The sequence below is a fragment of the Actinoplanes sp. NPDC051388 genome (assembly GCF_055586225.1).
In genome coordinates this window covers 474,239-500,686 of the sequence record NZ_JBVJIP010000001.1, presented here as the reverse complement: position 1 = coordinate 500,686, position 26,448 = coordinate 474,239, and the positions used below count along the sequence as shown (strand labels likewise).

The 26,448-nt window shown below is 71.3% G+C and carries 25 protein-coding genes; 6 read left to right on the top strand and 19 right to left on the bottom strand.

Annotation, left to right across the window (positions count from 1 at the left end):
- Window positions 1-51: 51 nt before the first annotated feature.
- A complete protein-coding gene (locus ACZ6TI_RS02400; RefSeq protein ID WP_465343172.1) occupies window positions 52-1,602 on the top strand; it encodes a glycoside hydrolase domain-containing protein in 1,551 nt (516 codons plus the stop codon).
- A 414-nt stretch (window positions 1,603-2,016) separates the two neighbouring features.
- Here the strand turns inward: ACZ6TI_RS02400 and ACZ6TI_RS02395 are convergent, their stop codons facing one another.
- The 6 genes from ACZ6TI_RS02395 to ACZ6TI_RS02370 form a co-directional block, all read right to left on the bottom strand.
- Window positions 2,017-2,418: a hypothetical protein gene (locus ACZ6TI_RS02395; RefSeq protein WP_465343171.1), complete on the bottom strand. Its 402-nt coding sequence runs from the start codon at window positions 2,416-2,418 to the stop codon at window positions 2,017-2,019.
- 306 nt (window positions 2,419-2,724) lie between these two features.
- Window positions 2,725-3,054 carry a hypothetical protein gene (locus ACZ6TI_RS02390; protein WP_465343170.1) on the bottom strand — a complete coding sequence of 110 codons (330 nt, stop codon included), beginning with the start codon at window positions 3,052-3,054 and terminating at the stop codon, window positions 2,725-2,727.
- A 26-nt stretch (window positions 3,055-3,080) separates the two neighbouring features.
- Complete coding sequence (locus ACZ6TI_RS02385) at window positions 3,081-4,409, bottom strand: MATE family efflux transporter (protein ID WP_465343169.1); 1,329 nt, start codon at window positions 4,407-4,409, stop codon at window positions 3,081-3,083.
- Window positions 4,410-4,828: 419 nt separating this feature from the next.
- Window positions 4,829-5,878 carry a DHH family phosphoesterase gene (locus ACZ6TI_RS02380; RefSeq protein ID WP_465343168.1) on the bottom strand — a complete coding sequence of 350 codons (1,050 nt, stop codon included), beginning with the start codon at window positions 5,876-5,878 and terminating at the stop codon, window positions 4,829-4,831.
- Complete coding sequence (gene rbfA / locus ACZ6TI_RS02375) at window positions 5,875-6,339, bottom strand: 30S ribosome-binding factor RbfA (RefSeq protein WP_465343167.1); 465 nt, start codon at window positions 6,337-6,339, stop codon at window positions 5,875-5,877. The genes ACZ6TI_RS02380 and rbfA overlap by 4 nt, the downstream gene beginning before the upstream one ends.
- 133 nt (window positions 6,340-6,472) lie before the next feature.
- On the bottom strand, window positions 6,473-6,766 hold the full coding sequence (locus ACZ6TI_RS02370) for a DUF503 domain-containing protein (protein ID WP_465343166.1): 294 nt from the start codon (window positions 6,764-6,766) through the stop codon (window positions 6,473-6,475).
- A gap of 50 nt (window positions 6,767-6,816) precedes the next feature.
- Here ACZ6TI_RS02370 and ACZ6TI_RS02365 point away from each other — a divergent pair, with 50 nt between their 5' ends.
- Complete coding sequence (locus ACZ6TI_RS02365; RefSeq protein WP_465343165.1) at window positions 6,817-7,863, top strand: TRM11 family SAM-dependent methyltransferase; 1,047 nt, start codon at window positions 6,817-6,819, stop codon at window positions 7,861-7,863.
- A 53-nt stretch (window positions 7,864-7,916) separates the two neighbouring features.
- On the opposite strand, the gene infB is transcribed toward ACZ6TI_RS02365, so the two are convergent.
- The 4 genes from infB to rimP all read right to left on the bottom strand — a co-directional run bounded on the left by infB (window position 7,917) and on the right by rimP (window position 13,083).
- Window positions 7,917-10,979, bottom strand: a complete 3,063-nt coding sequence (gene infB / locus ACZ6TI_RS02360; RefSeq protein ID WP_465343164.1) for a translation initiation factor IF-2 — start codon at window positions 10,977-10,979, stop codon at window positions 7,917-7,919.
- 82 nt (window positions 10,980-11,061) lie between these two features.
- Window positions 11,062-11,472, bottom strand: a complete 411-nt coding sequence (locus ACZ6TI_RS02355) for a YlxR family protein (RefSeq protein ID WP_465343163.1) — start codon at window positions 11,470-11,472, stop codon at window positions 11,062-11,064.
- A complete protein-coding gene (nusA, locus tag ACZ6TI_RS02350) occupies window positions 11,450-12,466 on the bottom strand; it encodes a transcription termination factor NusA (RefSeq protein ID WP_465343162.1) in 1,017 nt (338 codons plus the stop codon). The genes ACZ6TI_RS02355 and nusA overlap by 23 nt, the downstream gene beginning before the upstream one ends.
- A complete protein-coding gene (gene rimP, locus ACZ6TI_RS02345) occupies window positions 12,463-13,083 on the bottom strand; it encodes a ribosome maturation factor RimP (RefSeq protein ID WP_465343161.1) in 621 nt (206 codons plus the stop codon). Before rimP ends, nusA begins: the two co-directional genes overlap by 4 nt.
- 230 nt (window positions 13,084-13,313) lie before the next feature.
- Here rimP and ACZ6TI_RS02340 point away from each other — a divergent pair, with 230 nt between their 5' ends.
- The 3 genes from ACZ6TI_RS02340 to ACZ6TI_RS02330 all read left to right on the top strand — a co-directional run bounded on the left by ACZ6TI_RS02340 (window position 13,314) and on the right by ACZ6TI_RS02330 (window position 14,932).
- Window positions 13,314-13,727, top strand: coding sequence for a hypothetical protein (locus ACZ6TI_RS02340; RefSeq protein WP_465343160.1), 414 nt, complete (start codon window positions 13,314-13,316; stop codon window positions 13,725-13,727).
- Window positions 13,724-14,137 (top strand): ferritin-like domain-containing protein, encoded by a 414-nt coding sequence (locus ACZ6TI_RS02335; protein WP_465343159.1) that lies wholly within the window; start codon window positions 13,724-13,726, stop codon window positions 14,135-14,137. The genes ACZ6TI_RS02340 and ACZ6TI_RS02335 overlap by 4 nt, the downstream gene beginning before the upstream one ends.
- A gap of 84 nt (window positions 14,138-14,221) precedes the next feature.
- Window positions 14,222-14,932, top strand: a complete 711-nt coding sequence (locus tag ACZ6TI_RS02330) for a nucleotidyltransferase family protein (RefSeq protein ID WP_465343158.1) — start codon at window positions 14,222-14,224, stop codon at window positions 14,930-14,932.
- Window positions 14,933-14,948: 16 nt separating this feature from the next.
- On the opposite strand, the gene ACZ6TI_RS02325 is transcribed toward ACZ6TI_RS02330, so the two are convergent.
- A complete protein-coding gene (locus tag ACZ6TI_RS02325; protein WP_465343157.1) occupies window positions 14,949-15,638 on the bottom strand; it encodes a VIT1/CCC1 transporter family protein in 690 nt (229 codons plus the stop codon).
- Window positions 15,635-16,492, bottom strand: coding sequence for a type I methionyl aminopeptidase (map, locus tag ACZ6TI_RS02320; protein ID WP_465343156.1), 858 nt, complete (start codon window positions 16,490-16,492; stop codon window positions 15,635-15,637). The genes ACZ6TI_RS02325 and map overlap by 4 nt, the downstream gene beginning before the upstream one ends.
- A gap of 123 nt (window positions 16,493-16,615) precedes the next feature.
- Here map and ACZ6TI_RS02315 point away from each other — a divergent pair, with 123 nt between their 5' ends.
- Window positions 16,616-16,930 carry an STAS domain-containing protein gene (locus tag ACZ6TI_RS02315; RefSeq protein ID WP_465343155.1) on the top strand — a complete coding sequence of 105 codons (315 nt, stop codon included), beginning with the start codon at window positions 16,616-16,618 and terminating at the stop codon, window positions 16,928-16,930.
- Here ACZ6TI_RS02315 and ACZ6TI_RS02310 read toward each other — a convergent pair.
- The 7 genes from ACZ6TI_RS02310 to ACZ6TI_RS02280 all read right to left on the bottom strand — a co-directional run bounded on the left by ACZ6TI_RS02310 (window position 16,914) and on the right by ACZ6TI_RS02280 (window position 26,443).
- A complete protein-coding gene (locus tag ACZ6TI_RS02310) occupies window positions 16,914-20,486 on the bottom strand; it encodes a SpoIIE family protein phosphatase (protein WP_465343527.1) in 3,573 nt (1,190 codons plus the stop codon). The two genes, ACZ6TI_RS02315 and ACZ6TI_RS02310, sit on opposite strands and share 17 nt — an antisense overlap.
- 130 nt (window positions 20,487-20,616) lie before the next feature.
- Entirely contained in the window at window positions 20,617-21,162 is a 546-nt protein-coding gene (locus tag ACZ6TI_RS02305) for a pyridoxamine 5'-phosphate oxidase family protein (RefSeq protein ID WP_465343154.1), read from the bottom strand.
- A gap of 25 nt (window positions 21,163-21,187) precedes the next feature.
- Complete coding sequence (locus ACZ6TI_RS02300; protein ID WP_465343153.1) at window positions 21,188-21,937, bottom strand: gamma-glutamyl-gamma-aminobutyrate hydrolase family protein; 750 nt, start codon at window positions 21,935-21,937, stop codon at window positions 21,188-21,190.
- 44 nt (window positions 21,938-21,981) lie between these two features.
- Window positions 21,982-22,680 (bottom strand): gamma-glutamyl-gamma-aminobutyrate hydrolase family protein, encoded by a 699-nt coding sequence (locus ACZ6TI_RS02295; RefSeq protein WP_465343152.1) that lies wholly within the window; start codon window positions 22,678-22,680, stop codon window positions 21,982-21,984.
- A gap of 204 nt (window positions 22,681-22,884) precedes the next feature.
- Entirely contained in the window at window positions 22,885-23,649 is a 765-nt protein-coding gene (locus ACZ6TI_RS02290; protein WP_465343151.1) for a 3-oxoacyl-ACP reductase, read from the bottom strand.
- 1 nt (window position 23,650) lies between these two features.
- Window positions 23,651-25,006, bottom strand: coding sequence for an aldehyde dehydrogenase family protein (locus ACZ6TI_RS02285; RefSeq protein ID WP_465343150.1), 1,356 nt, complete (start codon window positions 25,004-25,006; stop codon window positions 23,651-23,653).
- A 90-nt stretch (window positions 25,007-25,096) separates the two neighbouring features.
- Complete coding sequence (locus tag ACZ6TI_RS02280) at window positions 25,097-26,443, bottom strand: glutamine synthetase family protein (protein WP_465343149.1); 1,347 nt, start codon at window positions 26,441-26,443, stop codon at window positions 25,097-25,099.
- Window positions 26,444-26,448: the final 5 nt, after the last annotated feature.

The window sequence follows — 26,448 nt, the reverse complement described above, 5'->3', positions numbered from 1 at the left end:
GGCACGCTCCAGGCCTGGCCGGGCATTGACCGGGTTTGTTGTCATGACGCGGTGTCCATCCATCGCGGTGCATCGGCCGCCGCATTCCTGACCGCGTTCGCGCTGCTGCTCCCGGCAGCGCCCGCGGCCGCCGACTCGGTTCATCCCGGCACGTTCCGCGGCGAGGGCTTCGACGCCTGCGCCGCTCCGTCCAGCGCGACCATGCGAGCGTGGGATTCGTCGCCCTACCGCGCGCTCGGCATCTACATCGGCGGCACCAACCGGTCCTGCGCGCAGACCAACCTGACCGCGGCGTGGGTCACCGAGCAGACCGCGGCCGGCTGGCACCTGATGCCGATCTATCTGGGCATGCAGGCGTCCTGCACGATGTCGACCAAGCCCGCCAAGATCGACAACACGCGGGCGGCGGCGCAGGGCCGCGAGATGGCCGACGACGCCGCGACCCAGGCCCGCGCGCTCGGGCTGGCCCGCGACAGCGTGCTGATCTATGACATGGAGGCCTACCGCACCGACGACGCCGCCTGCCGGGCCGGAGTGCTGGCCTTCATCGGCGGCTGGACCGCGCGGCTGCACGACCACGGCTATCTGTCGGGCTTCTACAGCAGCATGAGCTCCGGCGTCGGGGACGTGGTGGAAAATTACAACACCGCCGGTTGGTCGCGACCGGACTACGTCGACTTCGCCCGCTGGGACAACATCTCCACCGTGTCGGACGCGGCCATCCCGTCGTCCTACTGGACCCCGCAGCGCCGCATGAAGCAATACCGCGGCGACCACATCGAGACCCACGGCGGCGTCTCGATCAACATCGACAACGACGTGCTCGACGTGGCGCCGATGCCCCGGACACCGTCCGGCGACTTCACCGGCAACGGCTGGTCGGACCTGCTCACCCGCTCGGGCGGCGCGCTGTCGATCCACCCCGGCAACGGCACCACCCTGCAGAGTCCGTCCACATTCGGCAGTGGCTGGAACGCGATGAGCGCCATCATCCGGATCGGCGACTGGAACCTCGACGGGCGCGAGGACGTGGTCGCCCGCGAGTCCGCCACCGGCACCGTGTGGTTCTACCCCGGCACCGGCACCGGCCTGGGCACCCGCAAGCAGATCGGCACCCGCGCCAACGCCTTGCGCGAGCTGACCCCGATCGGCGACTTCAACCGCGACGGCTACCCCGACCTGCTGGTCGTGGACACCGCCGACAACAGCCTCTACCTCTACCCCGGCCGGGCCGGCGTGTCCTTCGGCACCCGGGTCAAGGTCGGCGGCAGCGGCTGGAACACGATGAGCGAACTGGCCGGCGCCCGCGACCTGGACCGCGACGGCATCCCCGACCTGGTGGCCAGGCTGACCAGCACCGGCGCGCTGTATTTCTACGCCGGCCGCACCAACGCCTTCGCCGCGCGACGCCAGATCGGCACCGGCTGGAACGCGGTCCGCGACGTGGTCGGCGTCGGCGACGACAACCGGGACGGCTTCAACGACCTGATGTGCATCGACGGAGCGGGCACGGTCTTCCGCTGGGAGGGCAACGGCACCGGCGCCCTCCCCCGCCGTTCGACGGTAGCCACCGGCTTCACCACCAGATCACCAGCTTTCTAGCGGTCGCAGCGGGGTGGGTGGCACAGATCGCTGCTCACGCCGAGGGCGGCTCCGGGCGGCTGCACGCTCCGCTTCCGCAGCCGCCCTCACCGCAACGTGCGTGATCCAAGCGCCCGCGCTACGCGCAACCCCAAGCCGTTCGCCCTCAGCCACCACCCGCTCGAGGGCGGGCCTTGGGCTCCCCCGCACAGTGCCGAAGCCCTTCCCGATGAGCCAGCACACTCAGCCCGAGCCCGCTCGATCGCCCACGCCCGCAACGCAGCCGCATGCACGGCGTAGTGCTCAAGCTCGAGCGGCGACCTGACCCGGCCACAGGCACTGCATCACACCCAAGCCGAGGCGTCGCCCTCACCGCGGCGGCCTCAGGCCCACGCCCAAACGGTGACCGCATCGCGACCGTGCCGCTCCCCGCGCTCACGCCCGAACGGTGACCTCATCGCGATCCGCATCCAGCCCGGCGGCCGCAAGCGCGGCAGCCACACCGGAATCGAAGCGCTCAAAGGCGGACAGCAAACCGCCATCCACCCGCACCGAAGCGCCGACCAGCAGATTGTCCTGCGGAACGCCCGAGATCGGGTCGGTCCACTGTGCGTCCAGCTCGACCACCACCCGCCCATCCCCACCGCAGAACCACCGAACGGGCCGACCCGAGAACCCCGACCGGGCAAGCCACTCCCCCAGCGCCGAGGCCGGCATCAAGCCCCGCCCGCGCGGCCCGGCAACCTCGATCTCCGCCCGGCTGACCGCCACCGCGGCGCCCACATCGCGCCGGCTGATCGCATCCAGCCACGTCTCCACCACGCCAAGCTCAGACATCCCGCCACCATAAAAGCCCGGCGGAGAGCACAGAAGCCCACAACATCGTCCGGCCGCCGCCAACGTCAGCCGCGCCACCAAGAAACAGCCGTGCCACCGAGAAAGAACCGGAGTGCTCAGCCTCGAGCATCACCGCCAACCCGACGAGCCCAGCCCCACCAAGAACGAGCAAGCCCGCAACCGCGGGTTGTTGCTCATCGGTATCCGCCAAGCCCAGGCCCCGCCCATCCCGCCACCACCAGCCCGGTGTTGCCCATAGGTAGGCAGAGCTAGCGTGTCACGCCCCCCGCGCGTGTCGAGCCCTGATCAGATCCGCCGTAGCGACCGATGAAGGCCCAGGCGGGCCACGAGGAGCCGCAGCCCGATCAGGCTGAACCGTGACGCAAAGGACTTGACGCCGTCACGGAGCAGGTGAACCGCGGTGGTGTCGGTCCACAACACGATCACCCGTCCGGCATGGAGCGAGCCGAGCCAGAACTGCTGCCCGGCGCCCAGACGGGTCCGGGTCAGCGCGGCGGAAATGCCGGATCGACGGGCGATCGGGTCCTCCGCCATCGCCTTGGCGGATGAAAGCCCGCGTCCAGGCGGGCGGCCAAGTAGCTGAACCAACGACGAGCACGCCAGGAAGCGCAGCAACTTCCAGATGAGGGGTCAAGGGCAAGCTACCGGGTGGCTCCCAGGACCGCCCAGCGGCCGGAGCGCCAGCGCCACACCATGCCTGCGAAGCGGACCAGGGTGAACAGACCCAGGCCGGCCCATACCCCGCCCAGGCCCCAGTCGAAGGCATACGCCAGCCAGATCGCCGGCAGGAAGCCGGCCAGCGCGCCGATGATCGTGATGTTGCGCATGAAGGCGACGTCGCCGGCACCGATCATGACGCCGTCCAGGGCGTAGACCACGCCGGCGAAAGGCAGCAGGGCCACGAACCACGGCCAGACGATCGCGGCCTGGTCGCGGACCGCCTGGTCGCCCGTGAACAGCGACGGGATGACGCCGGCGCCGGCGGCCGCGAGCAGGGCGAAAGCCACCCCGGCTATGCCGCCGGCGATGGTCACCCGGCGGGCCACGTCGCGGGCCGACATCTCGTCGGATGCGCCCAGGGCGGCGCCGACCAGGGATTGCGCGGCGATCGCCACCGCGTCCAGGGCCAGCGCGGCGAAGAACCACAGCTGCAGCGCGATCTGGTGGGCGCCGACGGCGGCCACGCCGAAGCGGGCCGCGACGGCGGTCGCCGAGAGCCAGCACAGCTGGAAGGCGCCGCCGCGGATGAGCAGGTCGCGGCCGAGGACCAGCTGGTTGACGATCACCGACGGTACGGGACGCAGCCCAGCCTTCTCGCGGACGACCGCCAGCAGGAACAACACCCCGGCGACGGTCTGCGCGGTGACGTTGGCGATCGCCGAGCCGGTCAGGCCCAGCCCGCCGGGATAGACGAGCAGCGGGCACAGGATCGCGGAGAGAACGTTCGCACCGAGGATGTAATAGAGCGGGCGGCGGGTGTCCTGCACGCCGCGCATCCAGCCGTTGCCCGCCGCGGCCAGGAGCAGGCCCGGCGCGCCCAGCACCGCGATGCGCAACCAGCCGGCCGCCGCGTCGGCTGCGGACGGGTCGCCGGCCAGCGCGTGGGCCAGCGGGTCGGCGACGAGCTGCACCAGCACCACGATCAGCAGGCCGGTGGCGAGCGCCAGCCAGGAGGCCTGGATGCCCTCGGCGACGGCGGCGGAGCGGTCACCCGCGCCGAACCGGCGGGCCGCGCGGCCGGTGGTGCCATAGGCCATCAGCGTGCCGAACCAGACGGCCACCGACATGACGGTGCCGCCGACCGCGACGGCGGCCAGCGGGACGGGACCGAGGTGGCCGACCACGGCCGTGTCGACCAGAACGTAGAGCGGCTCAGCGGCCAGAACGACCAGTGCCGGCAGCGCGAGCTGCGCGATCCGCCGCGCGGAGGCGGTCGGCGGCGCGGGCACGGTCTCGGCAGGCGGGCTCATGGAAATCCATGATGCCCGCCGAGCGGTAAGGAATCAAACTTGGAGCGGTCCTTACAAGCCTTACTGGCGCGTGTCCAGGGAGGTCTGCAGGGCGCGGCGCGCCTGCTCGCGTGCCTCGTCGGACGGGCGGGGCTGGGGCTTGGGCTTGGCAGCCATGATCGTGGTCCTTCCACGGCGGTGGGCGCACGGAGTGCCTGAGAAGACACAGCGCCCGAGAAGCGGGCCGAGTTGGTGTCGCTGGACCTGCCCGGGATCGCCGGGCGACTGGCGGGCGACGCGCCCGGGTCGGTGGACCCGGGTGCTCGGGGAATCGCGTCGGGCGGTGGTCACGACCGCTGCGAAACCCAAATGACCGTTAACCCAAACTAGCGTTAAGTCTCGCTGTGTGCCCCGCGGATCCCGCCCTACGGGACAGTCACTTATCCGACGAGATGGCTCTCGAGCAGCTCGCGCACGGCCGCGACGATGTCGCCGGGGGTGCCGTGCCCGGTGAAGCCGGCCGCCAGCCGGTGCCCGCCGCCGCCGAGGACGATCGCCACCTCGCTCACGTCCACCGCGCCCTTGCTGCGCAGCGACACCGCCCAGGCCTGGTCGCCGGTCTGTTTGATCAGCACCGCGACGTCCGCCTCGGCGACCGTGCGGATCGGGTCGATCAGGGCATCCATCACATAGGGCCGCTGGGCGTGTTTGCGCAGGTCGTCCTGCGTCACCCAGGTCGACACCATGCCGTGCCCGGCCGCGGCGGCCGGGTCGAGCTCGGCGCGGGCCAGCACGTCGGCGAAGAGCTTCACCGCGCCGAACGGCCGGGTGTCGAACGTGCGCCGCGAGATCTCGCCGGGGCTCAGGCCGGTCGCGATCAGCCGGGCGGCCATCTCGTGCACCCGCGGCGTGGTCAGGTCGAACTTGAACGAGCCGGTGTCCGTCGCCAGCGCCACATAGAGGCACTCGGCGATCTGCGCGTCCAGCGGCACGTCGAGCCGGCGCAGCAGCTCCTCGGCCACGACCGAGGTGGCCGCGGCGGTGGGGTCGACGAGGCTGACCCGGCCGAAGCCGGCGTTCGACGCGTGGTGGTCGAGCACGACGGTGGCCCGGGCCTGCGCCAACCGGCCGGCCAGCGCGCCCAGCCGCGACTCGGCCGCCGCGTCGAACGCGATCACCAGGTCGGGGTCGGTCCAGGCCTCGGACTCGGGCACCAGCAGGTCGAGGCCGGGCAGCGCGGCGAACGGCTCGGGCACCTCGAAGGTGCCGGGGAACGTCGCCTGCAGCGTGGTCACGCCCAGCCGCCGCAGCCCGAGCCCGAAGCCGAGCATGCTGCCCAGCGCGTCGCCGTCGGGATTGACGTGGCAGATGAGCAGCACCCGGCCGGCCGGCGTCAGCTCGCGGATCACCGCGACCGCCGCCGACCAGTCGGACTCACGCGGCAACCCGGGCTGCGCCGGGACCGCGGAGCGGGTGACGACCTCGGTCACCCTTGGTCCTCGCGGGCGCCCACCCGATCCGGCTCTTCGTCCTCGTCGTCCTCGCTCTTGTACGGGTCCGGATCCCCCGCATATTGCTTGCCCGCCGCCAGCCGCTGCACCTCGGCGTCGCGGTTGCGCGCGGCGGCCAGCAGGTCGTCGATCTCCTTGGCGTGGTCGAGCACGTTGTCCAGCACGAACGCGAGGCTCGGCGAGTGGCGCAGGCCCAGCGCGTGGCCCACCCGGGTGCGCAGCATGCCCTTGGCGCTCTCCAGCGCCGCGGCCGTGGCGGCCTGCTCGGTCGGGTCGCCGAGCACGGTGTAATAGACGGTCGCCTCGCGCAGGTCGCCGGTGATCCGCGCGTCCGTGACCGTCACCATGCCGAGCCGGGGATCCTTGATCTCGCGCACCAGCGACGCCACCAACTCGCGCACGCGCTCGGCGTGCCGACGGGTCTTGGCCGGGTCCGACATTTCGCCCACCTCCGACAGAGCTGTTGACTGCGGGCATTGCGCCCATCCACCAGAGCGCCCGCCCAACGGATTGAGCCTACCCAGCAGGAGTTGCAGCCGAACGCGCCGGAGGTGCGTCTGTGGATAACCGGACTCAGTCGTCGTCGCCGTGTAGTCGCCGCTTCACCGACAGCAACTCGATCTCGGGCCGGCCGGCCACCTGATGCTCGCAGGTGTCGATCACGGTGGCCGCGTGCGCCCGGTCGGCGGCCACCACGGCCACCCCGATCGCGGCGCGGCCGTGCAGCTCCAGATGGCCGACCTCGGCCACACTGACCTCGAACTTGCGCAACATCGCGAGGATCGGCCGCACGTAGGACCGCTTCTGCTTCAGCGACCTCGAATCCCCCGGCAACAGAATGTCGAACAACGCAGTCTCAGTGAACACGGCAGCACCCTAGCGCCGGTGCGACTCGGGCCGGGTGGGATATTTTCCGGATGTCTTCTCGGTACGCGCTCCTGCTCGCCCCGTCCGCCAACCGGGTGTACGCCGACCAGGCCGGCCGCCTGGCCACCGCGGAACTCAGCGCCTTCAACCGCGTCCTGTCCGCACCCATCGGCGCCGCCGAGCCGGTCCGCATCGGCGGTGTCGAATATCTCGGGTTCGACGGCGACCTCACCGAGCGCGACGTCGCCCACCTGGCCAACATGTCCTCCGCCTTCGCCCTGTTCGAGCGGGTGAACGACGACGAGCGGGTCGACGACGATCTGCTGCGCCCGGTGCCGATCAGCCCGCTGGCCCGCTACGACAGCGACCTGATCACCATTCCGAAATACGCCGGCAAGACCAACGAGCAGTTCACCAAGCTGGTCCTCAACCTCACCCTGCTGGCCTCGGCGTCCGCCCCGCGCATGCTGGACGGCGGCCTGACCGTCCTGGACCCGCTCTGCGGTCGCGGCACAACCCTCAACCAGGCCCTGATGTACGGCCACGACGGCCTGGGCGTGGAGATCGACGGCAAGGATGTCGAGGCGTACAAGTTGTTCCTGCAGACCTGGCTGAAGCGCAAGCGCCTGAAGCACTCGGCGGAGCTCGTGCCGGTCCGCCGGCAGGGCCGCAAGGCCGCCCGCCGCCTGGAGATCACCCTCGCCGCGACGAAGGACGATCACAAGTCCGGCGCCATTCAGAAGATCACTGTGCTGAACACCGACACCACCCAGCTGGACGGCCTGATCCGCCCCCGCGTCGCCGACGTCCTGGTCGCCGACCTGCCCTACGGCGTGTCCCACGGCAGCTACGACGACGAGGGCGGCCTCAACCGGCGCCCGCTCGACCTGCTGGAGCGGGCCGTCCCCCAGTGGCTGCCGCTGCTGCGCCCGGGCGGCGCGATCGGCCTGTCCTGGAACCTCAAGGTCGCCAAGCGGGCGTACGCCGAGGACATCCTGACGGCGCACGACCTGGAGATCGTCCCGCACGAGGACCTGGCACACCGCGTGGACCAGTCGATCGAGCGCGACATCGTGGTGGCCCGAAAAGCGGCCTGACAAAAGCGGCCCCCGAGCGAAAGCTCGGGGGCCGCTCTGCATTACCGAACCGACTAGGCGCGCGGCTTCTCGCGCATCTCGAAGGTCTCGATCACATCACCGGTCTGCGGCGTGCCGAAGCCGGTGAAGGTCAAACCGCACTCGAAGCCCTCGCGGACCTCGGTCGCGTCGTCCTTGAACCGCTTGAGCGAGCTGATCGTGACATCCTGCGCCACGACCACGCCGTCCCGCAGGACGCGGGCCTTGGTGTTGCGCCGGATGACACCGCTGCGGACCAGACAGCCGGCGATGAGTCCGATCTTGGACGAGCGGAAGACCTCGCGGATCTCCGCCGTGCCCAGCTCGACCTCTTCGAACTCCGGCTTGAGCATGCCCTTGAGGGCCGCCTCGATCTCCTCGATGGCCTGGTAGATGACGCTGTAGTAGCGGATCTCCACGCCGGCCCGGTCGGCCAGCTCCTTGACCTTGTTCGAGGCCCGGACGTTGAAGCCGATGATCGTGGCGGTGGCGTCCGAGGACGCCGAGGCCAGGTTCACGTCGCTCTCGGTGATCGCACCGACACCGCGGTGGATGACCTTGAGCTGCACCTCGTCCGGAATATCGATCTTGAAGAGCGCGTCCTCGAGAGCCTCGACGGAACCGGAGCCATCGCCCTTGAGCACCAGGGTGAGCGACGCCTTCTCGCCCTCCTTGAGCTCGTTGACCAGGTCCTCGAGCGTGCGGCCGCGACGCGAGTTGGCGAAGGTCGCCGCACGACGGCGAGCCTGCCGCTGCTCGGCGATCTGCCGCACGGTGCGGTCGTCCTCGGCGGCCAGGAACGTGTCGCCGGCGCTGGGCACCGACGTCAGACCCAGGACCAGCACCGGCCGAGCCGGGCCCGCCTCGGCCACGTTCTGACCGTTTTCGTCGAGCATGGCGCGGACGCGACCGTGCGCGCCGCCCGCCACGATCGAGTCGCCGGCCCGCAGCGTGCCCTTCTGCACCAGGACGGTGGCGACTGCGCCACGACCCTTGTCCAGGTGGGCCTCGACCGCGACACCCTGTGCCGGGCCGTCCACCGGAGCGGTCAGCTCCAGTGCCGCGTCCGCGGTCAGCAGGACCGCCTCGAGCAGCTCGTCGATGCCGATGCCGGGCTTGGCCGCGACGTTGACGAACATCGTCTCACCGCCGTATTCCTCGGCGAGCAGGCCGTAGTCCGTCAACTGCTGACGGACCTTGTCCGGGTTGGCGTCCGGCTTGTCGACCTTGTTGACCGCCACCACGATCGGCACCTCGGCGGCCTTGGCGTGGTTCAACGCCTCGACCGTCTGCGGCATCACGCCGTCGTCGGCCGCGACCACGAGGATGACGATGTCCGTCACCTGGGCGCCGCGGGCACGCATGGCGGTGAACGCCTCGTGACCCGGGGTGTCCAGGAACGTGATCGCCCGCTCCTCGCCCTGATGCGGCACGGTGACCTGGTAGGCGCCGATGTGCTGGGTGATGCCACCCGCCTCGCCGCCCATCACGTTGGTCTTGCGGATCGCGTCCAGCAGCTTGGTCTTACCGTGGTCGACGTGACCCATGACGGTCACCACCGGCGGCCGGGTGACCAGCCGGTCCACGTCCACCTCGGCGTCGAGGTCGATGTTGAACTGCGCGAGCAGCTCGCGATCCTCGTCCTCCGGGCTGACGATCACCACGGTGAAGCCCAGGTGCTCGCCGAGCAGCAGCAGGGTGTCGTCGGACACCGACTGCGTGGCGGTCACCATCTCGCCCAGGTTGAACATCTCCTGGACCAGCGAGCCGGGGTTGGCGTTGATCTTGTCGGCGAAGTCGGAGAGCGAAGCGCCACGCGACAGCCGGATCTCCTGACCCTGACCGCGCGGTGCGCCCGAGCTCATCGCCGGGGCCGACAGGTTGTCGAACTCCTGACGCCGCTGCTTCTTCGACTTCCGGCCACGGGTCGGACGTCCACCGGGACGACCGAACGCACCCGCGGCGCCACCGCCACGACCGCGACCGCCGCCACCCGGACGTCCGGGAGCGCCGCCACCGGCCGGTGCGCCACCGCCACCGGGACCGCCGCGGTAGCCACCGCCACCGCCGCCGCCACCAGGGCCGCCACGGTAACCGCCGCCACCACCGGCGCCGCCGCCACCACCGGGACGGAAGCCGCCACCGGCAGCACCGCCGCCGCCACCGGGACGGAAGCCACCGCCGCCGCCACCACCGGGACCGCCACGACCGGCGCCGGGACCGCCGGGACGGCCTGCGCCGCCGCCGGGACCGCCACGACCGCCGCCGGGACCGGCGGGGCGCTGCGAGGGCATGGACGCGGGACTGGGCCGCGGCGGCATCGAGGCAGGGCTCGGCCGCGGCGGCATGCCGGCCTGGTTGGGGCGCGGCATGGCGTTGGGAGACGGACGACCGCCACCCTGGGAAACGCCGAACGGGTTGTTGCCGGGACCACGCGCCGGCGGGCGCGGGGCGTTGCCACCGGGGCCGGGACGACCCGTGGGGGCGCCACCCGGACCGGGACGACCGGCCGCGGGCGAACCCGGGCGCGGCGGAACCGTGCCGGGACCCGGCGGACGGGGACGGGTGCCGTCGGTCGCCGGCGGCTGGGCCGCCCGGCGCTCGGCGTCGCGCGTCCGCGCGGCCTGGGCCGCCTTGACGGCGGCTTCCTGCTCGGCCTTCAGCGCTGAGGCGCGCGCCTCAGCGGCCGCCACCTCGATGTCGTGCGCACTGGCCGGCTTGGCGATCGGACCCGGAGTCGGACCGGGACGGGCCGCGGGGCCCGGCCGGGGCCGGGACATCGGGCCCGGGTTGGGTGCCGCCGGGGAGGACGGAGCGCTCGCGGGCGCTTCCGAGGCCGGGGCGGTGGGACGACGTGGCGGCGTGGGCCGCGCGGTCGTCGATGGGATCCTGGGCGCGCTCGGGGTCGCAGCCGGCGCCGGAGCGCTGCTGCCGTTGGAAGTTTCGAGAGCACCACGGAGCCGCCGGGCCACGGGAGCCTCGACGGTGCTGGATGCGGACTTGACGAACTCGCCCATCTCTTTGAGCTTGGCGAGAACGGTTTTGCTGTCGACCCCGAGCTCCTTCGCGAGCTCGTGTACGCGGGCCTTACCTGGCACTGCACTCCTCACTTCGAGGTCGTGCGAGCAGCACCCGCAGCGACCTCACTCGTGCACTAGAAGCCTTGTCATTTCAGGGACTTCATCGTGTGCTCATGTCGGTCGTCCTACCTTGCTGGTCCGGGTGGGGCTCCAAAGCCCCACCATGGATGGCTCCGGGCGGCTGAGAGACCGCTCGGATGTGCTCGGCCAGCAGTCCGGTGTCAGCAACACCAGAAAGGCGCAGCGCGCGCCCGAAGGCACGACGCCGCTCCGCCAGCGCGAAGCAGGCCGGATCGGGATGCAAGTGCGCTCCCCGGCCCGGCAGTCGGCGGCTCGGATCGGGCTGAAGCCGGAGGGAACCCTCCACCTCAACGGCGACGAACCGCACCAACACAGTGGCTGGGACGCGTGAGCGACAACCGACACAGGTGCGTGTCGGCCCAGCCACCGACGAGTCTACTCCTCCGCCTTCGGCTGCGCGTATTCGGTCAGCTTCCGGCTTCGGCCGCATCGTGCTCCGTGACATCGGCCGGCTCGTTGTCCGGCTTGATGTCGATGCGCCAGCCGGTGAGCCGGGCGGCGAGCCTGGCATTTTGCCCCTCACGCCCGATGGCCAGGGACAACTGGAAGTCGGGCACGGTCACCCGGGCGGTGCGGGTGGCCGCGTCGACCACCTCGACCCGCAGTGCCTTGGCCGGGGAGAGCGCGTAGCCGACGAACTGGGCCGGGTCGTCCGACCAGTCGATGATGTCGATCTTCTCACCGTGCAGCTCGCTCATCACCGCGCGCACCCGCTGGCCCATCGGCCCGATGCAGGCGCCCTTGGCGTTCACCCCGGGCACCGTCGAGCGGACAGCGATCTTGGTGCGGTGACCTGCCTCACGTGCGATCGCCGCGATCTCCACGGTGCCGTCCGCGATCTCCGGCACCTCGAGCGCGAACAGCTTCTTGACCAGCGCGGGGTGCGAGCGGGACAACGTGATCTGCGGGCCGCGGAAGCCCTTCACCACGTGCACCACGATGCACCGGATCCGGGCGCCGTGCTCATAGGTCTCGCCGGGCACCTGCTCGGACTGCGGCAGCACCGCCTCGAGCTTGCCCAGGTCGACGATAATGATGCCCTTCTCGGCCCGGGCGGCGTCGGCCTGCACCACCCCGGTGACCAGGTCACCGTCGCGGCCCGCATATTCCCCGAAGTGGGCCTCGTCGGTCGCCTCCCGCAGCCGCTGCAGGATCACCTGCTTGGCGGTCATCGCGGCGATCCGGCCGAAGTCGTGCGGCGTGTCGTCCCACTCCCGGACCACCGTGCCGTCGTCGTCCATCTCCTGGGCGAAGACCAGCGCGGCGCCGTTCTTCCGGTCGATCTCCACCCGGGCGTGGCTCTCCGCGCCGTCGGTGTGGCGGTATGCGGTCAGCAGCGCGGTCTCGATCGCCGCGAGGATCGTGTCGAACGGGATCTCCCGCTCGCGCTCCAGGGCGCGCAGCGCCGCGAGGTCGATGTTCACTTGTCCTCGCCCTCCCCTTCAATGTCGTCCTCGTCGTCGGGCTCGTCGTCGCCCTCGAAAACCGCCTCGTCCAGCCGCTTGAACTCGATCTGCACCTTGCCGGGGCCGAGCTCCGGATAGGCGATCTCGCGGTCGTCGAGCACGATGCCCTGCTCGTCGGCCGCGGTCACGCGGCCGGTCAAACCGTTCACGGCGACCAGGCGGCCGACGTTGCGCCGCCAGTGCCGGGGCTCGGTCAGCGGCCGGTCCACGCCGGGCGAGCCGACCTCGAGCTGGTATTCGCCGGCCAGCACCTCGGCGCCGGACTCCTCGGCGGCGTCCAGCGCGTCGGAGATCTCCCGCGAGACGACCGCGACGTCGTCCAGATTGATTCCCCCGTCGGTGTCCACCATGACCCGCAGCACGTGCCGGCGGCCGGCTCGCGAGATGGTGAGGTCCTCCAGGTCGTAACCGGCCTTGGCGATCACCGGCTCGATCACGGCGATCACCCGGGCCTTGGCGGCGGCCAGATCGATCCGCGGGGCGCCCGGGGGACGCTGCTCGGCGGCGGCGTCACGATCGCGGCCACCAGGGCGGCGATGACCGGGACGAGCGCCGGCGCGACCACGCTGCGTCATCGTTACCCACCCCTTCCTTCCGTCGCCGGGAACACCGGCATGCCGCCGGGCCGATAACCCCCGGCGGCTGCGCAGAGCGTAACGCGCCCTTCGCGGGGCCCCGCCGCCGCCGGGCCGAATCTCCACCATGCGCTGGTCAATGGCGGGGTCCGGAAAGGTGGTGTCGATGGTGTTGACTGTTCGCCGTGGGGACGTGGGACAGGCGGCGTGTGCTGGGCACGGCCGCGGGCATGACCTTGAGTGGCGCGGCGCTGACCGGTTGTGGACTTTTCCGCAGTGACCCCGCCCCGATCCCCGAGCCCGACCCGATGCAGCCCGTGCTCGACGAGGCCCGCGCGCTCGCCGCGATGTGCGACCGCCTGGCCGTCGCCCAACCCGACCTGGCCGCCCGGCTCACCCCCCTGGGTGAAGATCATCGCGCGCACGCCACCGAGCTGGCCCGGCTGATCGGCGCCGCCGAGCCGTCGGCGGCGCCGAGCGCGAGCGCCGCCGCGGTGGCCGGCACCGTCGCCGAGCTGCGGACCGCCACGCAGAGCGCCCAGCGCACGGCCGTCACGTCGGCCCGCACCGCGCCCACCGACCGAGTGCTGCTGCTGGGCTCGGTCGCCGCCTGCCGCGCGACGCACGTCGAGGCGCTGCGATGAGCATCGGCGAGGCGCTGTCGGCGGAAGAAGCGGCGATCTATGCGTACGGATTGCTCGGGGTCCATCTCAGCGGGAGCGACCGCGACCTGGCCCGGACCGCCGAGGCCGACCACCGCGGGCGCCGCGACCTGTTGGTCGGCCGCCTCGATCAGCTCCAGGCCAGCGCGGCCCCGGCGCCGGCCGGTTACGACCTGCCGTTCCCGGTGACCGACCGGGCGAGCGCGCTCAAGCTGGCCATCCAGATCGAGGACGGGGTGGCCCAGGCCTGGCGGGCGACGCTGCCGGAGACCACCGGCGCCGATCGGTCCACCTCGCTGAGCGCGCTGGCCGCCACCGCGGTGATGGCCACCCGCTGGCGCAAGAAGGCCGGCGTCACCCCGGTGACCCTGGCCTTTCCGGGAAGACCGTGAGCGGGAGAGCCGGAAAGCCGTAAGCGGGAAAACCGTAAGCAAGCCGAGGCCGCGCGGGAAACATGAATGCCCGACAATGTTCGGGTGACGCAGGACGAGATCGACGTCGCGAATCCGCGGGGCTACCTGGCCGTCCGCCTGCGCGACGTGATCCAGACCCGATGGTCGGCCGAGGTGCGCGCGATCGGCGTGCACGGCTCCCTCGCGCACGGCGACGACACCGACGGCAGCGACCTCAACATGACCGTGGTGACCTACCGGCAGAACGGCCCGCGCCCGGCGCTGCGCAAGGTGGACGGCATCCTGGTCGATCTGACCGTGGTGAACGCCGAGGAGGGAATGCGCCGGGCCCGCGAGCTGACCCCGCGCTGGCCGCTGGTCGCGGACCGCTATGTCAGCGCCAAGTCGCTGTTCGACCCGCACGGCTGGTTCGCCGCCCAGCGCGACGCCCACCTGGGCAAGCTGGCCGAGACCCGGCCGGGCGAGTTCACCGGCCTGGCCCGGCGCAACTGGTGCGTCGCGTCCGCCGCGCTCTCCCGGGCGGTCCGGCTCGCCGAGTGGTACGAGACCGACACCGCCCTGGTGCTGATCGCCGAAGCCCGCCTGCACGCCGCGATGGTGACCGGCCTGCTCAGCCGCACCTATTTCCGCAACCGCGCCGACGCGGTCAAACGAACCGGCCTGGCCGGCGCCGACATGACCGAGCTGGCGGCGGTGCTCAAGGCCCAGGCCGAGGACCTGACCGCCCGCGGCCGCCCGGTCGACGGCACGCTCAAAGACCTGTTCGACCAATGAGCCCGCGCAAACCCGCTCACAGGCCGATGAGCAGGCCGACCCCATAGGTCACGGCCGCCGCCAGCGCGCCCAGCAGGAGCTGCCGCAGCCCGCTGAGCAGCCACGACCGCCGGGTGAAGCGGGCCACCACGGCGCCCGCCGCGAACAGCCCGGCGCCGCCGACGCCCAGCGCGATCCACAGGCTGTCCAGCCCGAACAGGTAGGGCAGCAGCGGCACCAGGGCGCCCAGCGCGAAGCACACGAACGAGGACCATCCCGCCGTCCACGGGCTCGGCAGCTCGTCCGGCACCACGCCGAGCTCCTCCTGCGCGTGCACCCGCAGCGCCTGCTCCGGCCGATCCTTCAGGACGTCGGCGACCTGGCGCGCGAGGCCGACCGGCAGGCCGCGGGCGGTCCACATCTCGACCAGCTCGTCCGCCTCGCCCTCCGGGTTGCGACGCAGCTCGCGCAGCTCCTTGGCCAGCTCGGCGGCGACCTGCTCGTTGGAGGTGCGCACGCTGGTCCACTCGCCGATGCCCATCGAGATCGCGCCCGCCACCAGGCCGGCCACCCCGGCCAGGATCAGCGTGCGGGTGCCCGCCCCGCCGCCGCCCACCCCGGCGATCAGGGCGATGTTGGTGACCAGCCCGTCCATCGCGCCGAACGTGGCAGCCCGCAACCCACCGCCGGAGACATCCGCGTGATGATGCGAGGCGACGGCGGTCACGGCAGGGTGAGAATCTCGGAACCGTCCTCGGTCACCACGAGCGTGTGCTCGAACTGGGCCGTCCACCTGCGGTCCTTGGTGACGACGGTCCAGTTATCGGACCACATTTCCCACTCGTGGGTGCCCAGCGTGATCATCGGCTCGATGGTGAACGTCATCCCGGGCTCCATGATCGTGTCCAGCCGCGGGTTGTCGTAGTGCGGGATGTAGAGCCCCGAGTGGAAGATCTCGTGGATGCCGTGGCCGGTGAAGTCGCGCACCACGCCGTAACCGAACCGGCGCGCGTAGGACTCGATGACGCGGCCGATGGCGTTGATCGGGCGGCCCGGCGCGACCGCGCGGATGCCGCGCATCATCGCCTCGTGGGTGCGCTCGACCAGCAGCCGCGCCTCCTCGGACACGTCGCCCACGCAGAACGTCGCGTCGGTGTCCCCGTGCACCCCGCCGATGTATGCCGTGACGTCGACGTTGACGATGTCGCCGTCCTCGATCACCGTGCTGTCCGGGATGCCGTGGCAGATCACCTCGTTCAGCGACGTGCAGCACGATTTCGGGAAGCCCTTGTAGCCCAGCGTCGACGGGTAGGCGCCGTGGTCGGTCAGGAACTCGTGCACCACCCGGTCGACCTCGTCGGTGGTCACCCCCGGCTTGCAGTGCTCACCGGCGAGCTGGGTGGCCTGCGCGGCGAGCCGGCCGGCCAGGCGCATCTTGTCGATCGTCTCCGCGGTCTGCACGTGCGAGCCACGCCACTCTTTCGGGCGCTCTTTACCCACATATTCCGGTTTGACGATCTGCCCGGGCACCGTGCGCCACGGTGTCTGCTTCCCCGGGACGAGGGGGGCACGAACACTCATCACCCCAGCCTATCGCCGGATCCGCGGGGCACCGGCACACCTCGGCGCCCGTCACATAACAGGTCGGTTGCCCACATTGAACCGGTTGTTGCCGCCCTCCGGACGCTGTGTCATCGTGCATCCGTGGATCAAGACGGTCTCGGCATCTTCACCGCCACGGGCGAGGTCTCCGGCGATCGCGTCATGGTCGTGGTGACCGGCGAGGTGGACATGTCGACGGCGGACTCGATGTTCCGCGAAGCCACCCCGGACGGGGTGCGCGCCGCCACCCTCGACCTGACCGCGGTGACGTTCTTCGACTCGGCGGCCATCCAGGCGCTGATCCGGCTGAGCGAGCACTACCGGGACGGCCTCGAGGTGGTGACCTCGCCGCAGGTGCTGCGCGTGCTGGACATCTCCGGGCTGTCCGGCCAGCCCTGGGTCAAGACGGCCGGGTAACGACCCGGCGCAGCGTCACTGACGTGCCGGTGTCCGATCGGGTGACGGACATGTCCGACAACGCGCCGATCAGGGCCAGTCCTCGGCCCCGGAATCCCGGGCCCGTCGACGGTCGCCACCGCCCGGTGTCCCGCACCGTGACGGTGACCGCGTCGTCGTCCAGCGACGCCTCCACGGTGATCGCCGCCTCGGCCGGGTCGACCGGGTGCTCGATCGCGTTCGCCGCCGCCTCGGAGACCGCCACGGTCAGGTCGAAGACGTCCGCATCCGGCACCTCGTGCGCGATCAGGAAGTCGTCCAGCCGGCGGCGCAGCACGCTCAGCCGGGTCGGGTCGGCGGGCAGCCGCAGCACGAACTCGCGCGGCTCGGTGACCTGCAACGCGAGCAGCGCGATGTCGTCCCGCCGGGTCTGCTGGGAGGCCTTGCTCAGCAGCGTGTCGAGCAGATCCTCGATGTGCTCGGACGGCTTCGCCACGTCGACGATCAGGTCGGCCAGCCCGCTGTCGATGCCGCGGTCGCGATCCTCGACCAGCCCGTCGGTGTAGAGCAGCAATCGGCTGTCGGCGGCCAGCTCGACCTCGCGGGTCGGGTAGTCGACATCGGCCAGCGCGCCGATCGGCGGGCCCATCGCGGCCGGGTAGAGGAACGTGCCCTCCTCGCCCCGATCGGCCACCACCGGGGACGGGTGCCCCGCCGACGAGTAGCTGAGCAGCCGGCTGCGCGGGTCGAAGCTGACGCACACCACGGTGGCGAACTGCCGCCGGCCCAGGTTGTGCACCAGGCGGTTGAGGCGGGTCAGGCTCTCCCCGCAGCCGAAACCCTCCAGGATGTACGCCCGCAGCGCGTTGCGCAGCTGGCCCATTCCGGCCGCCGCCTGCACGCCCTTGCCGACCACGTCGCCGATCACCAGGAACAGGCGGTCGCCGGCCGGGATCACGTCGTACCAGTCGCCGCCGACGTCGGCCTCGCTGCTGCCGGGCAGGTAGCGCGCGGCCACCATCGCGCCGGGTATCCGCGGCAGCGAGGCGGGCAGCAGGCTGTGCTGCAGGGTGCTGGCGATCCGGTGCTCGGCCTCGTAGAGCCGGGCGTTCTCCAGCCGCAGCCCGATCAGCCGGGCCAGCTGGGTGAGCAGCGCCGGCTCGGGGACGCCGTCCGAGCCCTCCCAGACGCTGAGCTCGCCGCGCTCGTTGCCGGCCGTGTCCAGCAGCGGCAGCACCGAGACCGGCCGGGCGTCCGGCGCGGCGCCGCCGTCGACCTCGGCGCGGACGCCGCCCGGTGCGGTCAGCACGACCCGGCCCGCGGAGGTCATCGCGCGGACGTGCCGGGCGGCCACGTCGAGCACCTCGGCGGTGGTGCTCACCGTGTTCACCGCGGCGGCCGCGTCGACCAGGCCGCGCAGTCGGGAGATGATCTGCCGGCGGACCTGGCCCAGTTCGAGGTTGGTGCGCACCCGCGCGGTGAGGTCCTTGGCGGAGAAGGGCTTGACCAGGTAGTCGTCGGCGCCCGCGGTGAGGCCCTCGACGGACGCCTCCTCGCCGGCCCGGGCGGAGAGCACCACGATCGGCACGTCCCGGGTGCGCTCGTCCGCGCGCAGCGCCTCGATCAGCCCGAAGCCGTCCAGGCGCGGCATCATCACGTCGGTCAGCACCAGGTCGAACCGCTCGCTCAGCGCGGCTTCGAGCGCCTCCAGCCCGTCGGCCACCGCGGTCACGTCGAAGAAGGGCTGCAGCAGCCGGGAAACGTGGTCCCGCAGGTCGGTGTTGTCGTCGGCGAGCAGGATCCGGCCCGGCCGCGCGCCCTGGACGGCGCCCACGTGGTGCGGCTCCGAAGCCGGCTCGCCGGACCGCCAGTGGGCCTCCTCGACATAGAGCCGGGGCTCCAGTTCCTCGCCGATCATCCGGTCGTCGGGCACCAGGCGATCGGGCGGCAGGTGGTCCGTACCCAGGGGAAGCCGGACGGTGAAGACGCTGCCGCGACCCACCTCGCTCTGTGCGGAGGCGGAGCCGCCGTGCAGCTCGGCCAGCTCACGCACCAGGGCCAGGCCGATGCCGGTGCCCTCGTGGCTGCGCGACCAGGTGCTGGTGACCCGGTGGAAACGGTCGAAGAGCTTGCCGAGCTCGTCGGCCGGGATGCCGACCCCGGTGTCCGCGACGGTCAGCACCGCCTCGCCGCCGGTCGCCGTCATGGTCACCGTGATGCCGCCCGACCGGGTGAACTTGATCGCGTTGGAGAGCAGGTTGAAGACGATCTTCTCCCACATCTCACGGTCCACGTGCACCGGCGCGGGCAGCGGCGGGGTCTCGACGGTGAGCCGCAGCCCGGCCTGCTCGGTCGCCGCGCGGAAGGTGCCGGCCAGCCGCGTGGTGTAGCCGGCCAGGTCGGTCGGGCGGTATTCGGCGCGCATCCGCCCGGACTCCAGCCGCGAGAAGTCCAGCACCGTGTTGACCAGCTTGAGCAGGCGCAACCCGTTGCGGTGCATCAGCTGCAGCCGGTCGGTCAGCTCCGGGCCGAGGGAACCGGAGAGCAGCTCCTCGAGTGGGCCCAGGATCAGGGTCAGCGGGGTGCGGAACTCGTGGCTGACGTTCGAGAAGAAGTTCGTCTTCGCCGCGTCCAGTGCGGCCAGTTCCGCGGCCCGGCGGCGCTCCTGCTCAAAGGCCCGATGGTTGGCCACCGCCCGGGAGATCTGCGCGGTCGCCAGGTCGAGGAAGTCGCCGTAGTCGCGGTCCATCGCCAGATGCCGGCTCACCCCGACGATCAGCACCCCGGCGTTGCCGGTGCCCAGCCCGATCGGCAGCACCAGCGCCTCGTCGGCGGCGGTCGCGGGCGGGTCGCACACCGCGGCGATCGGGATCCGCCCGGGCCGGCCCGACCGCAGCACGCCGGCCACGATCTCGCGGTCCGCCGCCCGCATCCCGCTCAGCGGCTCGGCCACCGCGCCGGTCGAGCCGGCCGCCGTCAGCTCGCCGCCGTCCGCCGGGTCGTCCAGCCAGAGCGCGGCGAACGGCACGTCCGCGGCGTCCTCGGCGAGCACCTGGGTGACCTGCGCGCCCAGCCCGGCCTGGTCCTCGTGGTCGGCGAGCCGGCGGCCGAGCGCGCTCAGGGTGCGCAGCCGGCGCTCGTTGAGCACCCGGCGGGTGGTGTCGGTGACGATGCAGATGATCCCCTCGACCGACCCGTCGGTGCCGCGGATCGGGTCGTACGAGATATCGAAGTACGTCTCCTCGAGGAAGCCGTGCCGCTCGAGCTGGAAGGGGTGGTCGGCGGCCCAGAACGACTCGTCGTCGCGGACCACGCCCTCGAACAGCTCCTGCAGCACACCCCAGGTCTCGGCCCACAGCTCCGCGCCCGGCCGGCCCAGAAATGCGGGGTGCTTCCCACCCATCGCGGCGATGTACGCGTCGTTGTAGAGAGCGCAGTACTGCGGCCCGTAGAAGATGACGATCTGCGCCCGGGAGGCCAGCATGGTCGCGGTGGCACTCTGCAGCTCCGGCGACCACCGCTCGGGCGGGCCCAGCGGCGAGGTCGACCAGTCGAACTCGCGCATCCGGCGACCCATCTCGCCGCCACGCTCGAACGCTGTGCGCAGCCGTGGCGGCAGCGCCTCGCTCGAGCCCACGCGCACTCCTCCCGGTCGCCTCGGTTCTGCACGGTAACACCGCCGCGCGCGGCGTACCGCTCGAGATCTGCTACTCGAAGACCGGCAGCCCGTCGATGCTGGTCGCGTTCTTCACCCGGCGGTATTCGGCCAGCTGCGTGTCGTCGCGCCGGGCGTGCGACCGGATCAGCAGGTCACGCTCGCCGATGACCTCCATCAGCGGCACGGCGTAGCCGCACGAGTCGCTGACCCGGTCGACCCGCACGTCGATGATCGAGCGGGCGCCGTGGGTGTCCGGCGGGGCGATGAAGTTCGGCAGCATCTCGGCGTACTCCGGGTCGGTGATCGGGATGGCCCGGCCGGTGCCGTGCAGCCGGACGATGTTCGGCGGCCCGGCGAAGGCGCAGAACATCAGCGTGATCCGGCCGTCGGCGCGCAGGTGCGCGATCGTCTCCGCGCCGCTGCCGTGATAGTCGAGATAGGCCACCCGCAGCGGGCCGAGCACCGCGAAGGTGCCGGTCATGCCCTTGGGTGACACGTTGACGCGGCCCTCGGCGGCCGCGGTGGCGACGAAGAACATGGGTTGTCCGAGGATGAACTCACGAAGCCGGCCGTCGATGTTCTCGTGCACCTTCATCGGCTCATGGTCGCAATCGAAGTGGTCAGGCCGCCAGCGCCGGACGGGCGAGACCGGACCGCACGGCGGCCGCCTCGGCCAGCGCGGCGAAGACCCGGAGGTCGCCGGTGCGCTCGGGATGCCACTGCACGCCCAGCGCGAAGGTCAGCTCGGGGTGCTCGATGACCTCGATCACCCGGTCGTCCGGGCACCAGCCGGTGGCCACGAACGAGCCCGGGTCGTCGACGCCCTGGTGGTGGAACGAGTTGACGGTCAGCCGCTGGCCGAGCAGCGCGTGCGCCTGCGAGCCGGTCTTGATCACCACGTCGTGCCGGCCGTACGCCGAGGCTTCGGCGGCCAGCGGGTCGGTGCCCGGAGCGGCGCGGTGCCGGTCGTGGCCGATCAGGTCGGGCAGGTGCTGGTGCAGCGAACCGCCGGCGACCACGGCCATCACCTGCATGCCCCGGCACACGCCCAGGGTCGGCAGGTCCATCTCCAGCGCCGCCCGCATGAGCATCAGCTCGGCGTGGTCGCGCGCCTCGTCGACGTCGATCGCCGGGTGCGGCTCGGCGCCCCAGTGCTTCGGGTCGACGTCGCCGCCGCCGGAGAACATGATGCCGTCCAGCGACTCGAGCACGTCGGGGTCGGGGTCGTCCGGGGTGATCAGCACCGCGCGTCCGCCGGTGGCGTGCACGGCCCGGACGTAGGTCATCGGGAGCATGCCGGCCATCAGGTCGTTGCCGCCGTAGGTCACGTGCTGGGCGTATGCGGTGAGTCCGATAAGGGGCCTGCGCATGTGGTGCGGTCCTCCGTTCCTCGCTCTTCGCTCTCTATCGGCCTCTATCGGCGCGACGACCCGGCCGCGGACGAAACCAGCGCGCCGAACAATCTCGCGTCCCGGTGCAATTCGGGATGCCACTGGACGCCGAGGACGAAACGCCGTGCCGGATCTTCGACCGCTTCGGGGAGCCCGTCCTCGGCCCACCCGGTGACGGTCAGCGTGCCCGGGTCGGCGACGCCCTGGTGGTGGAAGCAGTGGATCTCGCGGTCGTCGCCCATCAGCGCGGCGATCCGGCTGCCCGGCTCGAACTTGGCGTCGTGCGAGCCGTAGACGGCCGGGGCCGGCCGGTGCTTCTCGTGGCCGAGCACGTCCGGCAGGTGCTGGTGCAACGTGCCGCCGGCCGCCACCACCAGCAGTTGCATGCCGCGGCAGACGCCCAGGATCGGCAGGTCAGCGGCGAGGGCCGCGCGAGTCAGCGGCATCTCCGCGGCGTCGCGGTCGGGGCGGGTCACGGTGTGTGGATCGGCGTCGGCGCCATAGTCGGCCGGGCGGAGATCGGCTCCGCCGGAGAGCACCAAACCGTCGAGGGTACGCAGGACGTCGGTGTCCGCGTCGTCCGGCGGCAGCAGCACCGCCCGCCCACCGGCCCGGGTCACCGCCTCGGTGTACGCGTGCGGGATCAGCGTCGTCGGCAGGTCCTGCCAGACCCCCCACGACGCGGACTCCACGTATGTGGTGATGCCGATGATCGGCCGCATAGTTCACCGTAACCAAGTGCTGTTTCGGATCAAGTACCACACGTAGTACGCGGCGCCGCCTTCAACAAAAGGACGGCGCCGCGTGCCAGGTCCTCACCCGCTAGCACGGCGGTCCGGCGCTCGTGCCAACGGGGATACGACCCCTGCACCCATAGGAACTGGGCGTGTCAAGGTCCTTCCCACCACAACCAGACCTAAACACTCTTACAGAGGCGTCACATACGCCCCGGTGATACCTCCATCGACGACGAACTGTGACGCGGTCATGAACGAGGCGTCGTCGCTCGCCAGGAAGGCCACCGCGGCGGCGATCTCCTCGGGCTCGGCGAACCGGCCCATCGGCACGTGCACCAGGCGGCGCGCGGCCCGCTCCGGATCCTTCGCGAACAGCTCCATCAGCAGCGGCGTGGCCACCGGCCCCGGGCACAGCGCGTTGATCCGGATGCCCTCGCGGGCGAACTGCACGCCCAGCTCCCGGGTCATCGCCAGCACCCCGCCCTTGCTCGCCGTATACGCGATCTGCGAAGTCGCCGCCCCCAGCAGCGCCACGAACGACGCGGTGTTGATGATCGAGCCCTTGCCCTGCCGCTGCATGTGCGGGATGGCGTACTTGCAGCAGAAGAACACCGACGTGGTGTTCACCCGGAGCACCCGCTCCCACGCGTCCAGCCCGGTGACCAGGATCGAGTCGTCGTCCGGCGGGGAGATGCCGGCGTTGTTGAAGGCGATGTCCACCCGGCCGTGCCGCCCGGCCACGCCGTCGAACAGCTCGCGTACCGAATCCTCGTCGCCCACGTCGACCACGACGGCCTCGCCGCCGATCTCCCCGGCCGCCTTCTCGGCCGACTCCGCGGAGATGTCCGCGCAGATCACCGTGGCGCCCTCGGCGGCGAAGCGCCGGGCGGTGGCCAGGCCGATCCCGCTGCCGGCCCCGGTGATCACCGCGACCCGATCCTGCAACCGCTCCAACTCAGTCCTCCGTTGCGATGAAGACGTTCTTGACGTCGGTGAACGAGAGCAGCGCGTCCGGGCCGAGCTCGCGGCCGAGGCCGGACTGCTTCATCCCGCCGAACGGCGTCCAGTAGCGCACGGACGAATGGGAGTTGACGCTCAACGCGCCGGTCTCCACCGCCCGCGACACCCGCAGCGCACGGCCCACGTCCCGGGTCCAGAGACTGCCGGAGAGGCCGTACTCGGTGTCGTTGGCGAGCCGGACCGCCTCTTCCTCGTCGCGGAACGGCAGCACCGAGAGCACCGGGCCGAAGACCTCCTCGCGCCAGTGCCGATCCTCGGTCGAGTGCGCGAGCAGCACGGTTGGCGGGAACCACCAGCCGTCGCCGCCGGGCGCCTCGCCTGTGAAGGCGACGTCCGCGCCGTCCACGTAACCCGCCACGCTGTCCCGCTGTGCTGAGGAGATCAACGGGCCCATCTCGGCGGTCTCCTCAGCGGGATCCGCGACCCGGAAGGCTCGGACCGCCGGTTCCAGCAGTGCGAGGAACTTGTCGTACACGGAATCCTGGACCAGCAGCCGCGACCGCGCGCAGCAGTCCTGGCCGGCGTTGTCGAAGACGCCGGCGGGGGCTTTCTCCGCCGCGAGTGACAGGTCCGCGTCCGCGAAGACGATGTTCGCCGACTTGCCGCCGAGCTCGAGCGTGACCCGCTTCACCTGGTCGGCGCAGCCCGCCATGATCCCCTTGCCCACCTCGGTGGAGCCGGTGAAGCAGACCTTGCGCACCGCCGGATGCGTGACGAACCGCTGCCCGACCACGCTCCCCTTGCCCGGGATCACGGTGAACACGCCCTCCGGCAGCCCCGCCTCCAGCGCGAGCTCGCCGAGCCGGATCGCGGTCAGCGGGGTCAGCTCGGCCGGCTTGAGCACCACCGTGTTGCCGGCCGCCAGCGCGGGCACGAAGCCCCAGCCGGCGATCGGCATCGGGAAGTTCCACGGCACGATCACGCCGATCACGCCGAGCGGCTCGTGGAAGGTGAGATCGACGCCGCCGGGCACCGGGATCTGCCGTCCGGAGAGGCGTTCCGGCGCGCCCGCGTAGTAGTTCAGCACGTCCCGGACGTTGCCGGCCTCCCAGCGGGCGTTGCCGATGGTGTGCCCCGAGTTGCGCACCTCCAGGTCGGCGAGCTCGTCCAGGTGCTCGTCGACCACCGCCGCGAAGCGTCGCAACAACCGGGCTCGGTCGCCGGGGGCGACCTTGCGCCAGGACTCGAAGGCCTGCTGCGCCCGCTCGATCGCCGCGTCGGTCCCGCCCAGATCCGTCTCGGGTACGGACGTGAACACACTCCCCGTCGCGGGGTTGATCACCTCAGTCACGCTTCGATCCTGTCACGCACCTCCCCCAAAAGTGGTAGCCCAGCGGTGTATCCGAGCGCCGGATCCACCGCTGGGCTACCACTTTTCGGGTCAGAGCCGCTCGAAGCCGCGGCGCAGCTCCCAGTCGGTCACGGCGGCATCGAAGGCGTTCAGTTCGATGGTGGCCATGTTCGCGTAGTGCTTGACCACGTCATCGCCGAAGGCGTCCAGCGCCACCAGAGACGTCCCCCACAGCAGGCTCGCCTCGCGCAGCGTGGTCGGCACCCGTTCCGCCGTCGCGTCGTCATACGCGTTGCCGACGAACTCGTCCTCCAGCGACAGCTCGTTCTCGATGCCGTGCAGCGCCCCGGCGACCAGCGCGGCGATCGCCAGGTAGGGGTTCACGTCCCCGCCCGGCACCCGGTTCTCCACCCGCATGCCCTGCCCGTGCCCGGCCATCCGCAACGCGCAGGTGCGGTTGTCGACCCCCCAGCGCAACGCGGTCGGCGCGAACGACCCCTGCTGATAACGCTTGTAGGAATTGATGTTCGGCGCGAACAGCAGGCTGAACTCCCGCATCGTGGCCAGCAGCCCGGCCGTCACCCGCTGCCCGATCTCGGACAGATGCGCCGGCCCGTCCCCCAACATCGCGCTGCGTCCGTCCTCACCGCGCAGCGAGAAGTGGATGTGGCAGGAATTGCCCTCACGGGCGTTCGGCTTGGCCATGAAGGTCAGCGCCATGCCCTCCTGCGCGGCGATCTCCTTCGCGCCGTTCTTGTAGATCACGTGATGGTCGGCGCACTTCAACGCCTCGTCATAGCGGAACGCGATCTCGTGCTGCCCGAAGTTGCACTCGCCCTTGGCGGACTCCGGAATCAGGCCGGCGCCGTACATCTCGTTGCGGATGCGCCGCAGGAACGGCTCGACCCGCGCCGTGCCCAGCAACGAGTAGTCGACGTTGTACTGATTCGCCGGGATCAGATCCCGGTAGTTCTTGTCCCACGCCTGCTCGTAACTGTCCCGATAAAGCACGAACTCGAGCTCGGTGCCCGCATAAGCCGTCAGGCCGTGCGCCGCCAGCCGGTCGAGCTGGCGGCGCAGGATCTGCCTCGGTGACGCATAGACCGGCTCGCCGCCGGTCGTCTCCAGATCCGCGAGGACCATGACGGTGCCGGGCTGCCACGGAACCGGACGCAACGTGCTGAAGTCCGGTCGCATCACGAAATCGCCGTAACCCGAGTTCCACGACGACATCGCGTACCCGTCGACGGTGTTCATGTCCACATCCACCGCCAGCAGGTAGTTGCAGCCCTCACTGCCGCCCTGCACCACCTCGTCCATGAAGTAGCGGCCGTGCAGGCGCTTGCCCTGCAACCGCCCCTGCATGTCGGTCAGCGCCAGCAACACCGTGTCAACGCTGCCGTTGTCCACGGCGACGTCGAGCTCCTCGAGATCCACTTGGT